General features: G+C 67.0%; 10 protein-coding genes and 1 riboswitch. Of the genes, 5 read left to right on the top strand and 5 right to left on the bottom strand.

Translation table 11 applies throughout. From position 1 onward, the window contains the following. Positions 1-27 precede the first annotated feature (27 nt). From gcvP to gltX, 4 genes are all read right to left on the bottom strand, one after another. Positions 28-2,862, bottom strand: coding sequence for an aminomethyl-transferring glycine dehydrogenase (gcvP, locus tag AC4PTO_RS04115; protein ID WP_492732154.1), 2,835 nt, complete (start codon positions 2,860-2,862; stop codon positions 28-30). A 75-nt stretch (positions 2,863-2,937) separates the two neighbouring features. Next, the gene (gene gcvH, locus AC4PTO_RS04110) at positions 2,938-3,297 is read right to left on the bottom strand and encodes a glycine cleavage system protein GcvH (protein ID WP_492732152.1); all 360 of its coding nucleotides are present in this window, start codon (positions 3,295-3,297) and stop codon (positions 2,938-2,940) included. An 11-nt stretch (positions 3,298-3,308) separates the two neighbouring features. Further along, the gene (gene gcvT / locus AC4PTO_RS04105) at positions 3,309-4,427 is read right to left on the bottom strand and encodes a glycine cleavage system aminomethyltransferase GcvT (RefSeq protein WP_492732149.1); all 1,119 of its coding nucleotides are present in this window, start codon (positions 4,425-4,427) and stop codon (positions 3,309-3,311) included. Between the two features lie 152 nt (positions 4,428-4,579). Next, positions 4,580-4,683, bottom strand: a riboswitch (glycine riboswitch). 164 nt (positions 4,684-4,847) lie between these two features. After that, on the bottom strand, positions 4,848-6,176 hold the full coding sequence (gltX, locus tag AC4PTO_RS04100; protein WP_492732147.1) for a glutamate--tRNA ligase: 1,329 nt from the start codon (positions 6,174-6,176) through the stop codon (positions 4,848-4,850). Positions 6,177-6,257: 81 nt separating this feature from the next. Here gltX and AC4PTO_RS04095 point away from each other — a divergent pair, with 81 nt between their 5' ends. From AC4PTO_RS04095 to AC4PTO_RS04085, 3 genes are all read left to right on the top strand, one after another. Then, complete coding sequence (locus AC4PTO_RS04095) at positions 6,258-6,665, top strand: metallopeptidase family protein (protein ID WP_492732145.1); 408 nt, start codon at positions 6,258-6,260, stop codon at positions 6,663-6,665. 95 nt (positions 6,666-6,760) lie between these two features. Then, positions 6,761-7,696 (top strand): MBL fold metallo-hydrolase, encoded by a 936-nt coding sequence (locus tag AC4PTO_RS04090; RefSeq protein ID WP_492732143.1) that lies wholly within the window; start codon positions 6,761-6,763, stop codon positions 7,694-7,696. A gap of 73 nt (positions 7,697-7,769) precedes the next feature. Next, complete coding sequence (locus tag AC4PTO_RS04085) at positions 7,770-8,717, top strand: 1-phosphofructokinase family hexose kinase (RefSeq protein WP_492732141.1); 948 nt, start codon at positions 7,770-7,772, stop codon at positions 8,715-8,717. Positions 8,718-8,727: 10 nt separating this feature from the next. Here AC4PTO_RS04085 and AC4PTO_RS04080 read toward each other — a convergent pair whose 3' ends face one another. Beyond that, positions 8,728-10,386, bottom strand: coding sequence for an NAD+ synthase (locus AC4PTO_RS04080; RefSeq protein ID WP_492732139.1), 1,659 nt, complete (start codon positions 10,384-10,386; stop codon positions 8,728-8,730). 181 nt (positions 10,387-10,567) lie between these two features. Between AC4PTO_RS04080 and AC4PTO_RS04075 the strand changes: the two genes are divergently transcribed. Together AC4PTO_RS04075 and AC4PTO_RS04070 are read left to right on the top strand one after the other, a co-directional pair. Continuing rightward, positions 10,568-12,076: an MORN repeat-containing protein gene (locus AC4PTO_RS04075; RefSeq protein WP_492732137.1), complete on the top strand. Its 1,509-nt coding sequence runs from the start codon at positions 10,568-10,570 to the stop codon at positions 12,074-12,076. A gap of 245 nt (positions 12,077-12,321) precedes the next feature. Beyond that, entirely contained in the window at positions 12,322-13,887 is a 1,566-nt protein-coding gene (locus AC4PTO_RS04070; RefSeq protein WP_492732135.1) for a 2-isopropylmalate synthase, read from the top strand. Positions 13,888-13,905: the final 18 nt, after the last annotated feature.

Raw genomic sequence — 13,905 nt, 5'->3', positions numbered from 1 at the left:
GGCGGGGATATTTCGGCTCTGAAGAAGTCACTCGGCGGCGTAGGCTTCGAGCGGGGGGCAGGTGCAGACGAGATTGCGGTCTCCGAACACGTTGTCGACGCGCCCGACGGGGGGCCAGTATTTGTCGACCCGGAAGGCGCCCGGCGGGAAGCAGCCCTCTTCGCGGCTATAGGCGCGGTCCCATTCGGCGACCAGATCCTCGACCGTGTGGGGGGCGTGGTGCAGCGGCGACTCCCCGGGGGCGATCCGGCCGTCTTCGACGGCACGGATTTCCGCGCGGATCGCCAGCATCGCGGTGATGAAGCGGTCGATCTCGGCCTTGGTTTCGGATTCGGTGGGCTCCACCATCAGCGTGCCCGCGACGGGCCAGCTCATCGTCGGGGCGTGGAAGCCGTTGTCGATCAGGCGCTTGGCGATATCGTCCACGCTTACGCCGGCTTCGGCGAAGGGGCGGGTGTCGAGGATGCATTCATGCGCCACGCGGCCGCGATTGCCCATGAAGAGGATCGGATAATCCGATTTCAGCCGCGCCGCGATGTAATTGGCATTCAGGATCGCCACGCGCGTCGCCTGGGTCAGCCCCGCGCCGCCCATCATCAGGCAATAGGCCCAGGAGATCAGCAGGATCGAGGCCGAGCCATAGGGGGCGGCCGAGACCGGCCCTTCGGCCCCGCCGGTCGCGGGATGCCCCGGAAGGAAGGGCGCGAGATGCGCCTTGACCCCGATCGGCCCCATGCCGGGCCCGCCGCCGCCATGCGGGATGGCGAAGGTCTTGTGCAGGTTGAGGTGGCTTACGTCCGAGCCGATCTCGCCGGGTTTCACGAGGCCCACGAGCGCATTCATGTTGGCGCCGTCCAGATAGACCTGTCCGCCCAGATCGTGGGTGATCTTGCAGATCTGGCGCACGGTTTCCTCGAACACGCCATGGGTCGAGGGGTAGGTGATCATGCAGGCGGCCAGCCGGTCGCCCGCGGCCTGTGCCTTGGCCTCGAAATCCTCCAGGTCCACGTCACCATTGGGGGCGGATCCGACCACGACGACCTCCATCCCGGCCATATGGGCCGAGGCGGGGTTCGTACCATGGGCCGAGACCGGGATCAGGCAGACCTTGCGATGCCCCTCGCCATTGGCGCGGTGATAGGCGGCGATCGTCAGAAGCCCGGCATATTCGCCCTGCGCACCGGAATTGGGCTGCATCGAGAAGGCATCATAGCCGGTGATCTCGCACAGTTTTTCGGTCAGATCCGCGATCGCCTCATGGTAGCCCTGCGCCTGATCGGCCGGGGCGAAGGGATGCAGCGAGCCGAATTCGGGCCAGGTCAGCGGCATCATCTCGGCCGCGGCGTTGAGCTTCATCGTGCACGACCCCAGCGGGATCATCGCGCGGTCAAGCGCGAGGTCACGGTCCGACAGGCGGCGCATATAGCGCATCATCTCGGATTCCGCGCGGTTCATGTGGAACACCGGATGGGTGAGGTAGGCGGACTGACGCAGCAGCGCCGCGGGAACGGCCGGCGCGGCGGGTTCGGGCGCAGGATCGGCAATGCCGAACGCATCGAGCACCCGCGCGATGATGTCGCCATCGGTCAGCTCATCGACCGAGATGCCGACGCTGTCACGCCCCACCTTGCGCAGGTTCAGCCCGCGCTGCGCAGCCGCGGCAAGGATGCCGGCCTGCCCGACCCCCACATGCACGGTGATCGTGTCGAAGAACGCCTCCGGTCCGACCTCGGCGCCAGCCGCGCGCAGCGCGTCGCGCAGGCGGATGGCGTTGAAATGAACCATCTCGGCGATCGCGCGCAGCCCGACCGGCCCGTGGAACACCGCGTAGAACGAGGCCATCACCGCCAGAAGCGCCTGCGCGGTGCAGACATTGGAGGTGGCCTTTTCGCGGCGGATATGCTGTTCGCGGGTCTGAAGGCTAAGCCGGTAGGCCTTGTTGCCGCGCGTGTCGACCGAAACGCCCACGATCCGGCCCGGCATGGCACGCTTGAACGCGTCCCGGCAGGACATGAAGGCGGCATGCGGCCCGCCATAACCCATCGGCACGCCGAAGCGTTGCGCGGAGCCTACGGCAATATCGGCCCCCATCGCGCCCGGCTCTTTCAGAAGGCACAGCGCCAGAAGATCGGTCGCCATCACCGCGACGGCCCGGGCGGCATGCAGCGCCGCGATCGTGTCGGTGAAGTCGCGCACATGGCCAAGCGTGCCGGGATACTGGAAGATCGCCCCGAAGACCTGCTCGGGCACCAGATCGTCGGGCGCGCCGACGATCACCTCAAGGCCAAGCGGCTCGGCGCGGGTGCGGATCACGGCGATCGTCTGGGGGTGGCAGTTCTCATCGACAAAAAACGCGCGCGCCTTCGATTTCGCCACGCGCTCGGCCATGGCCATCGCCTCGGCGGCGGCGGTCGCCTCGTCCAGAAGGCTGGCATTGGCGACCGGAAGGCCGGTCAGATCCGACACCATGGTCTGGAAATTCAACAGCGCCTCAAGCCGGCCCTGCGCGATCTCGGGCTGGTAGGGGGTATAGGCGGTATACCAGGCGGGATTCTCAAGGATGTTGCGCTGGATCGCGGGCGGGGTGACGGTGCCGTAATAGCCCTGCCCGATCAGCGAGGTCATCACCCGGTTCTTCGCCGCCACCGCGCGCATCCGCGCCAGAAGCGCATGTTCGGTCAGCGGCGCCCAGGACAGCGGCTGCGCCTGCCGGATGGATGCCGGCACGGTTTCGTCGATCAGCGCATCAAGGCTTGCCGCGCCAACCGCCTTCAGCATCTCGGCCATCTCGGCCGGGCTTGGCCCGATATGGCGGCGGTTGGCAAAATCGTAGGTGTTGTAGTTCGTCGCGGTGAAAGCCATAGCAACCTCGGTCAACTGGGGTCCGCGTGTCGCGCGCGGGGAATATGCCGGGGGGAGCCCCCCGGCGCGGCGCCATTATCCGACAAGGTCGTTATAGGCGTCCTCGTCCATGAAATCGTCAAGCTGGGCCATGTCCCCGACCTTCATCTTGAAGAACCACGCCGCCCCCGTCGGGTCTTCGTTCACAAGGCCCGGATTGTCGACCAGCGCCTCGTTGATCTCGACGATCTCACCATCGACCGGGGCCAGGATGTCCGAGGCCGCCTTGACCGACTCGATCACCACCACCTCGTCGCCCTTGGCGACCACGGTCTCGGGCTCGGGCAGTTCGACAAAGACGACATCGCCCAGTTGCTCGCTTGCATGTGCGGTGATGCCCACCACGACCAGGTCGCCCTCGACGCGCAGCCATTCGTGATCTTCGGTATATTTCATGGGGTCGCTCCTCAGCGTTTGTAATTCGTAGGATGGAAGGGCATGGCCGCGATCCGCGCAGGCAGACGCTTGCCGCGCAGCTCGCCATAGACGGTGGCCCCTTCGGCCAGACTGGCAGGCAGATAGGCCATGGCGACGGGCGCGTTGACCGAGGGGCCGAACCCGCCCGAGGTCACCGTGCCGATCGGCGCCCCGCCCTCGGGCCCGGCAAAGATCTCCACCCCTTCGCGCATCGGCGCCCGACCCTCGGGCAAAAGGCCCACCCGCCGGCGCGCCGCGCCCCCGGCCAGGTCGCCCAGGATCCGCGCGGCGCCGGGGAAACCGCCCGCGCGCGCGCCGCCTGCCCGACGCACCTTCTGGATCGCCCAGCTCAGCTCCGCCTCGACCGGGCTGGTCGTGGTGTCGATGTCATGACCGTAAAGGCACAGCCCCGCCTCAAGGCGCAGGCTGTCGCGCGCGCCAAGGCCGATCGGTGCGACCGCATCGTCCTTCAGAAGCGCGCGGGCGAATTCCACCGCACGCTCTTCAGGCAGCGAAATCTCGAACCCGTCCTCGCCCGTATAGCCCGAGCGCGAAATCCACAGCTCCGCACCGTTCCAGCCGAAGGTGGCCACATCCATGAACCGCATCACGGCCACGCCGGGCACCAGCCGCTCAAGCGCCGCCTCGGCCGCAGGCCCCTGCAAGGCCAGCAAGGCCCGGTCCGTGATCTCGATCACCTCAAGGCCCCGATGCGCGCGCAGATGCGCGATATCGGCCGCCTTGCAGGCCGCGTTGACCACGACGAACAGATGATCGCCCCGGTTGGCCACCATCAGATCGTCAAGAATGCCACCCTCGGGACCGGTGAACATCGCATAGCGCTGCCGCCCCTCGGCCAGCCCGGCAATATCCACCGGCACCAGCGCCTCAAGCGCAAGCGCGGCCGCCGGAACACCCCCCGGCGCGCTCAGGATCACCTGCCCCATATGGCTGACATCGAACAGCCCCGCCGCCGCACGGGTGTGCAGATGCTCCTTCAACACCCCCATCGGGTATTGCACGGGCATCTCGTAGCCCGCGAAAGGCACCATCTTCGCACCCAGTTCGACATGCAGGTCATGAAGACCGGTCCGCAACAAGTCAGCCATCGCCGCCCCCTTATGTTCGCCGGTCGTATCCCGGCACCGAATCCCGGACAGGCCATTCCCGTCCAACCCGATGCCCCCTCTGTCCCTGCCCGTTCCGGGGCGCCTGAGATCGTTATCCCTTCGGCGGGCCGCAAGGCCGCTCTCCAGAGTCCGTTGCCAGAACGGTCCTTTGCGCCTGAGAGTTTACCGGGGCGGTTGCTCCTTCGGCACCGGACGGCCCCCGAAGGGCCCGGCCGGATTCTCCCGATCCTGACCCCTCCTTGCTACCCGAGGCGCGCGCCCCCGCGCAAGCGGCTAAATCGCTTCCGACCCATCGGGCACGAAAAACGACCCCCGACAGGTACACAGGCTCTTCATCTTCGCGGAAATATCCCGGGGTCCGGGGCAGAGCCCCGGCGCCCTTGCAGCCCGATGACCGGATCAGGACGCTGCACGCACCTTTTGCAAAAGCGGCATCAGGTCGGCCATCTCGGGGCCGTGCGACTGCCCCGTCAGCGCCTTGCGCAACGGCATGAACAGCCCCTTGCCTTTCCTCCCCGTCGCGGCCTTGACCGCCGCGGTCCATTCGCCCCAGGTCGCCTCGGTGAAGGGCGGCGGAGGCAGCATCGCAAGCGCCTGCGCCACGAAATCGGCATCCTCGGCGTCGATCGCCGGCGCGGCACCTTCCAGGACCAGCTCGGCCCAATGGCGCAGATCCTCCAGCGTGTCGATATTCTGCGACGCAACCGCCCAGAAGCGCGGCGCAAGATCGTCGGGGATTCCCAGCCCGCGGATATGCTCGGCCACGGCATCGAAGGGCAGATGCTGGTTGCGTGCACGGGTCAGCGGGATCAGATCCTCGGCATCGAACTTGGTGGGGGCCGCGCCGAACTGGCCCAGATCGAACCCCTCGGCCAGCTCGTCCAGGCTCATGCGCAGCTCGACCGGTTGGCTGGAACCAAGCCGCGCCATCAGGCTCAGAAGCGCCTCGGGCGCGATCCCGCGCGCGCGCAGGTCGCGCAGCGACAGCGTGCCAAGCCGCTTGGACAGCTCTTCGCCCTGCGCGCCGGTCAGCAGGCTGTGATGCGCGAAGGCCGGCGGCTTGCCCCCAAGCGCCTCGATGATCTGGATCTGCGTGGCGGTATTGGTCACATGGTCGGCCCCGCGCACGATATGCGTGACCCCCATCTGGATGTCGTCGACCGAGCTGGCGAAGGTATAAAGCACCTGCCCGCCCGCCTTGATCAGCACCGGGTCCGACACCGAGCCCGCGTCGATCGAGATCGGCCCGAGGATGCCGTCGGTCCATTCCGTGCGCACCTGATCGAGAAGGAAGCGCCAATACCCCTCGCGCCCCTCTTCGCGGTAACGCTCGATCTGTTCCGCGCTCAGCGACAGCGCCGCACGGTCATAGACCGGGGGCCTGTGCATGTTCAGCAGCTTCTTGCGCTTCAGGTCCAGTTCGGTCGGGCTTTCGAAACATTCGTAAAGCTTGCCGGACCGGCGCAGGCTTTCGGCCGCCGCTTCGTAACGGTCCAGCCGCTCGGACTGGCGCTCCACGCGATCCCATTGCAGGCCCAGCCATTCGAGGTCTTCCATGATCGCATCGACATATTCCTGCTTCGAGCGTTCCTGGTCGGTATCGTCGATGCGCAGGATGAAGGTGCCGCCCGACTTGCGCGCGATCAGATAGTTCATCAGCGCAGTGCGCAGGTTGCCGACATGGATATAGCCGGTGGGCGAAGGGGCAAAGCGGGTAACGGTGGTCATGGGTGCAACTCCTGTTGGTCTCCGCTCTTTCACAAGGCGCCGCTTTTGTCCATATCGGGACAAGGCCGAAGGAGGATCGTGATGGAAGACTGGCAGGAAAAGGCGGCACCGGATCTTGCCACGATCGAGGCCTTGGCCGAAGCCGCGCGCGCGGCCCTGCCCGCCGCGTTCCTCGACGCCGCCCGCGATGTGGTGCTGCGCGTCGAGGATTTTCCCGACCAGGCCCTGCTCGACGCGCTGGAGATCGAGGATCCGTTCGAGCTGACCGGGCTTTACGAAGGCGTGCCGATGACCGAGAAATCGGTGATGGACCCAGGCGGCGGCCCGGATGTGATCTGGCTGTTCCGCCGCCCGATCCTCGATGAATGGGCGGCACGAGGCGATATCGGGCTGGCCCGGCTGGTGGCGCATGTCTATGTCCACGAACTGGCGCATCATTTCGGCTGGTCGGATGACGACATCGCCACCATAGACCGCTGGTGGGAATAGCGCGGCACCGCACACAGACCTGTGCACCCGCGCGACATTGCCATAAGGCCCGCCTGCCCTATCCTCCTCCCATGACACCATGACGGGAAGACAAGATGACCAAAGTGATGACGACGCGCCGCACCGCCCTTCTGGGCGCAGCCGCCCTGCCCTTCCTTGCCGCGGCGCCCGCCCTGATCGCGCGCCCGGCGCGCGCCAAGGCGCCGATGGCAGGCCCCATGATCGCCCCCTTCCACCGCACGACGCTTGGCAGTTACGAGGTCACGACGCTGCTCGCCGGCACCCGCATCGTCGAGAAACCCCAGGAGATCTTCGGGCTGAACGCAAGCGCCGAGGAATTCGCCGCTGCCTCGGAGGCCGCGTTCATTCCCACCGATGCCGCGCGCTTCTACTTCACGCCCACGCTGGTCAATACCGGGGCGGGGCTGGTGCTGTTCGATACCGGCACCGATCCCGCCGGCATGACCGCGGCACTGGCTGCGGCCGGCGTCACCCCCGAACAGATCGACATCGTGGTGCTGACGCATATGCATGGCGACCATATCGGCGGGCTGTCGGACGGCACCGCGCCCACCTTCGCCAATGCGCGCTACGTCACCGGCGCGGTCGAGCACAACCACTGGTCGGCCGCCGGCGACGAGGGATTCGACACGAAGGTCAGGCCGCTCGGGGACAAGATGACCTTCGTCGAGGGCGGCGCCGAGGCCGCCCCCGGCATCACCGCGATCGAGGCCTTCGGCCATACCCCCGGCCATATGGCCTGGCGCATCGAAAGCGAGGGGCAGGCCCTGATCCTGATCGCGGATGCGGCCAACCATTACGTCTGGTCGCTGGAACAGCCCGACTGGGAGGTGCGCTTCGACGCGGACAAGGCCCAGGCCGCCGCCACGCGCAAGGAACTGCTGGGCATGATCGCCGCCGAGCGGCTGCCCTTCGTCGGCTATCACATGCCCTTCCCCGCCATGGGCTATCTGGAGGCCAGGGGGCCGGGCTTCCGCTTCGTGCCCGCATCCTACCAGCTCAGCCTGTAGCGGACGGTCGAAGCATCCTTGGAATGACAGGGCAAAGCTGGCACTCTGCCCCGACCGCGCGGAAGGGGCCACGATGACCAGCATTCTGACGATCACGCTCAACCCCACGGTCGACCTGTCGATCGCGGCCGACGCGATCCTGCCCGAGCGCAAGCTGCGCTGCACCCGCCCCGATACCGATCCCGGCGGCGGCGGGCTGAACGTGAGCCGCGCGATCATGGCGCTTGGCGGGCGCTCCACCGCCTTCGTGGCGGTGGGCGGCCCCACCGGCGACAAGGTCATGCGCCTTCTGGCCGAGGCCGGGATCGGGCTTGTGCCCTTCCCCGCGCCGGGCGAAACCCGCCAGAGCCTGACCGCCACCGACATGAGCACCGGCGAGCAGTATCGTTTCGTCATGCCCGGCCCGGGATGGTCCGCCAGCGATACGGCGCGGGTTCTCACGCGGATCGTGCGCGTGGCCCCCGAGGACGGACTCGTGGTGCTGTCGGGCAGCCAGCCGCCCGGCATCCCGGCCGATTTCCCCGCCCGCCTGGCAAGCCGCATCGCCCGCACCAAGGCGCGGCTGGTTCTGGATACCTCGGGCAAGGCCCTGCATTGCCTGGTCGATTCGGGGGCGCGCCCGGCGGATGTGCTGCGCATGGACGACGCCGAGGCGCAGGATCTGTCCGGCCAGCCCCTGAGCACGCGCAGCGACAGCGCGGATTTCGCGCAATCGCTGGTGTTGCGCGGGGTGGCCAGGGCCGTGATCGTCGCGCGGGGCCGGGACGGCAACATCCTTGCCACCGAAACCGGGCGCTGGCACGCCGAGGCCGCCCGCGTCCAGCCGGTTTCCAAGGTGGGGGCGGGCGACAGCTTCGTGGCCGCCTTCGTGCTGGCCCTTGCGCGCAACCAATCGCTGCCCGAGGCGCTGCAACACGGCGCCGCGGCGGCCAGTGCGGCCGTGATGACGCCCGCGACGGAACTGTGCCGCGCGCGCGACGTGCGCCGGCTGCTGCCGCTCAGTCCGGTGACACCGATCTGAGGCTCGGAACCTAGCCCGGATCGCGCCAGCGGTTGACCATCGGATAGCGCCGGTCAAGCCAGAAGGCGCGCGTGGTCAGGCGCGGGCCGGGGGCCGACTGGAACCGCTTCCATTCCGAGATATAGACCAGATGTTCCACCCGCTTGACCGTGGCGCGGTCGAACCCCGCCGCCACGATCTCGGCCACGGACTGATCGCCCTCGATCAGGCGTTCGAGGATGGCATCGAGCACCTCATAGGGCGGCAGGCTGTCCTGATCCTTCTGGTTTTCGCGCAGCTCGGCCGATGGCGGCTTGTCGATGACGCGCGGCGGGATCACCTCACCCGCGGGCGCGGCCATCCAGGGCCGGTGGTTGGCGTTGCGCCAGCGGCAGGTCTCGAAGACGCGGGTCTTGTAAAGATCCTTGAGCGGATTGTAACCCCCCGCCATATCGCCGTAGATCGTGGCATATCCCACCGCGACCTCGGACTTGTTGCCGGTGGTCAGCAGCATCTCGCCGAACTTGTTCGAGATCGCCATGAGCATCAGCCCGCGCAGGCGCGACTGGATGTTCTCCTCGGTCACGTCGGGCGCCGTGCCCTCCATCAGATGTGACAGCGCGCCCTCGACCGCATCGCGCGCGCCCTCGATCGAGACGGTATCCAGGCGGCATCCCAGCCGGCGCGCCACATCGGCCGCATCGTCCAGCGAAACCTGCGAGGTGTATTCGGAGGGCAGCATCACGCAGCGCACGTTCTGCGGCCCAAGCGCATCCGCCGCGATGGTGGCCACCAGCGCCGAATCGATCCCGCCCGAAAGACCCAGCAAGACCTTGGAGAAACCGGACTTGCGCAGATAGTCGCCCAGCCCCAGAACCATGGCGCGGTAATCCTGCTCCCAGCCGTCGGGCTGCGGGTCGCGCCGCCCCGGCTCGGCGCGCCAGCCGTCGGCCCCGCGGACGAAATCGACATGCGCGATCACCTCCTCGAAGGGCGGCAGTTGCAGCGCAAGCGCGCCATGCGGGTTCAGCACGAAGCTTGCCCCGTCAAAGAGCTGATCGTCCTGCCCCCCCACGGCATTGAGATAGACAAGCGGCAGGCCCGTCTCGACCACCCGCGCCACGGTGACATTCATGCGCAGCCCCAGCTTGTCGCGCCGATAGGGCGAGCCGTTCGGAACCAGAAGGATCTCGGCCCCGGTTTCCTCAAGCGTCTCGGCCACGTCCGGGTGCCAGGCATCCTCGCACACCGGCGTGCCGATCCTGAGCGGCCCGATCCGGTAGGGCCCCGAAATCGGCCCGGCATCGAACAGCCGCATCTCGTCGAACACATCGTCATGCGGCAGGTGATGCTTGAGCATGCGGGCGACGACCTTGCCGTCGCGGATCACCCACCAGGCGTTGTAGCTGCCGGTCTCGTCGACATAGGGGCAGCCGATCCCGAGCGCGGGGCCATCGGTGATGCGCGCGGCCAGCGTGTCCAGATGCGCCATGGCATCGGCCAGGAAGGCGGGTTTCAGCACCAGGTCCTGCGTCTGATAGCCGGTCAGGAACATTTCGGGCAGGGCCACCATGTCGGCCCCCGCCGCGCGCCCGGCAAGCCAGGCCTCATGCGCCTTCTCGGCATTGGCGGCAAGGGCCCCAACCGTCGGGTTGAGCTGGGCCAGGGTCAGGCGGAAACGGTCGGTCATGCGCGCGGTCCTTTCACATCCCCCCTGATTTAGCAGATGCTTCGGCAAGGGAAAGCGCAAGCATGACCCGGCGGGCCGCGGCGCTTGTCACTGTCCCGCGCTGCCATTAATCTCTGATCTCACCGGCGGCGCAAGGGGTTGCCCCCGCGCGGTGCCGCAAGGAAACGGGAAAGGGTCATCCATGTTGCGCAGGCAGCTTGCAAGCATCGCACTCGCGGCCGCTCTGGCGGGGGGGGCGGGCGCGCCGGTCACGGCCCAAGAGGTCGTGACGAAGCAATATGACGATGGCGGGCTTTACACCGGCACCTTCAAGGACGGCAAGCAGCACGGGCGTGGCACATACACCCTGCCCTCGGGCTACGAATACGAAGGCGACTGGGTGATGGGCGAGATCCTTGGCGAAGGCCAGGCGCGCTTTCCCAACGGTTCGGTCTATCAGGGCCAGTTCGCGCAGGGAAAACCCAACGGCAAGGGCAAGATCACCTTCGCCGATGGCGGTACCTACGAAGGCGACTGGCTTGACGGGGAAATCTCGGGCGAGGGCGTGGCGCATTATGCCAACGGCACGCGCTATACCGGCAGCTTCCGCAACGCGCTGCATCACGGCACCGGCGTGATGGAGGGCACCGACGGCTACCGCTACGAGGGCGATTGGGTCAACGGCGTGAAGCAGGGCAAGGGCCGGATCACCTATCCCGACGGCGCGGTCTACGAGGGTGACATGCTGGCAGGCGCGCGCGCCGGTCAGGGGACGCTGACGATGGCCGACGGGCTGACCTATGAGGGCAGCTGGAAAGAGGGCCAGATGGACGGCGCGGGCCGCCTTGTGCAGGCCAATGGCGATGTCTTCGAGGGCACCATGGTCAACGGCAAGCGGCAGGGGCCGGGCAAGGTGACCTATACCAACGGCGACATCTACGAAGGCGGCTTCGTGCTGGACCGCCGCCACGGCAAGGGCGTCTTCCGCGGCACGGACGGCTATGTCTATGACGGCGACTGGTCCGAGGGCCGGATCGAGGGCGTCGGCACCGTCACCTATCCCGACGGTTCGGTCTATCAGGGGCAATTCGCGCAGGACGTTCCGCATGGCCGGGGCAAGATCACCTATCCCGACGGATCAAGCTATGAAGGCGGCTGGGTCTCGGGCGTGATCGAGGGCGAGGGCATGGCAACCTATGCCAACGGCCTTGTCTATGAAGGCGCGTTCCTGGCCGCGCGCAACCATGGCAAGGGCCGCATGACCTATCCCGACGGCTATGTCTACGAGGGCGACTGGGCCGACGGGCAGCGCCACGGGCAGGGCCGCGCCACCTATGCCGACGGCACCGTCTACGAAGGCGGCTTCCAGAACGGCCAGCGTGAAGGCCAGGGCCGGATCACCATGCCCGACGGCTTCGTCTATGAGGGCGGCTGGACCGATGGCGAGATCGACGGCGAGGGCGTGGCCACCTATGCCAATGGCGATGTCTATGAGGGCAGCTTCGTGCGCGGCAAACGGCAGGGCGCGGGCGTGATGCGCTACAAGACCGGCGAGGTCGCCTCGGGAACATGGTCGGACAACACGCTGCGCGAAACCTCGGCGGATACGGCAAGCCCCGCGCCTGACGACCCGGCGGCCGATCCCGCCGCCGAGATGCCGTCCGACGCCCCCGCCGAGCCCGCGCCGGAAGGCACCGCCCCCGCGAATTGAGCCATAGCTGCGCGCCAGGGTCTTTCCCTTCCCGCTGCGGTTTTGGTCTTTTCTTTTCCGTTCGGGGGCCTATAGTCCGGTTCCATGACACGGACCCTGCATATCATCGCAGCCTTGGGCGCATCCCGCGCCCCGTCTCTCCGTGGTCTGCTTCTCCTTAGCTGCCTCTGAGCGTGCCCCCGGGTGCGACCGCTCAGAGGTGACCAGCGCCCACAGCCACAGCTGAGGACACAAGAGAGATTCCCATGACCAAGACCGACAAATCCCGCGTTCTGATCTTTGACACCACATTGCGCGACGGCGAACAATCGCCCGGCGCCACCATGACCCATGACGAAAAGCTGGAAATCGCCCAGCTCCTGGACGAGATGGGCGTGGACATCATCGAAGCCGGCTTCCCCATCGCCTCGGAAGGCGATTTCGAGGCGGTCAGCGACATTGCGAAAAACGCCCGCAATGCGGTGATCTGCGGCCTCGCCCGCGCCAAGCCCGCCGATATCGACCGCTGCTGGGAAGCCGTGAAACACGCCCGCCGGCCGCGCATCCATACCTTCATCGGCACCTCGCCGCTGCACCGCGCGATCCCGAACCTGGACATGGACCAGATGGCGCAGGTCATCCATGACACGGTCAGCCAGGCGCGCAACCTGTGCGACAACGTGCAATGGTCGCCGATGGATGCGACGCGGACCGAGCATGACTATCTGTGCCGCGTCGTCGAGATCGCGATCAAGGCGGGCGCCACCACGATCAACATCCCCGACACGGTGGGCTATACCGCGCCCATGGAATCGGCCGCGCTGATCCGCATGCTGATCGAGCGCGTGCCCGGCGCGGACGAGATCGTCTTCGCCACCCACTGCCACAACGATCTGGGCATGGCCACGGCCAACGCGCTGGCCGCCGTGGAGGCGGGCGCGCGCCAGATCGAATGCACGATCAACGGCCTGGGCGAACGCGCGGGCAACACCGCGCTGGAAGAGGTGGTGATGGCGATGAAGGTCCGCCAGGACATCATGCCCTACCAGACCGGCATCGACACCACCAAAATCATGAACCTGTCGCGCCGCGTGGCGCAGGTTTCGGGCTTTCCGGTGCAGTTCAACAAGGCGATCGTGGGCAAGAACGCCTTCCTGCACGAAAGCGGCATCCATCAGGACGGCGTGCTGAAGAATGTCGAGACCTTCGAGATCATGAAGCCCGCCGATATCGGCATCACCGAAACCAACATCGCCATGGGCAAGCATTCGGGCCGCGCCGCGCTGCGCTCCAAGCTCAAGGAGCTGGGCTTCGAGATGGCCGAAAACCAGCTCAACGATGTCTTCGTGCGCTTCAAGGCGCTCGCCGACCGCAAGAAAGAGATCTATGACGAGGATCTTGTCGCGCTGATGGCCGATCAGGCCGCCAATACCGACAGCGATTACCTGCAGGTGAAATGGCTGCGCGTGATCTGCGGCTCGGAAGGGCAGTCGGCCGAGATCAAGCTGCTGGTCGACGGGGTCGAGCATTATGCCGACACTTCGGGCGACGGGCCGGTCGATGCCGCCTTCCGCGCGGTGCAGCAGATCTATCCGCATGACGCGCGGTTGCAGCTCTATCAAGTGCATGCCGTGACCGAAGGCACCGATGCGCAGGCCACCGTCAGCGTGCGGATGGAAGAGGACGGGCGGATCGTCACCGGCTCGGCCGCCGATACCGACACGATCCTGGCCAGCGTGAAGGCCTATGTCGGTGCGCTCAACCGGCTGCGCCTGCGCCGCGAGAAGACCGCGCCCGACGCGGACATGAAGCAGGTCAGCTACAAGCTCTGATCCGGGCGGACAGCGACG

This window comes from Rhodobacter maritimus, assembly GCF_058747975.1.
This window is presented reverse-complemented; position numbering and strand designations above follow the sequence as displayed.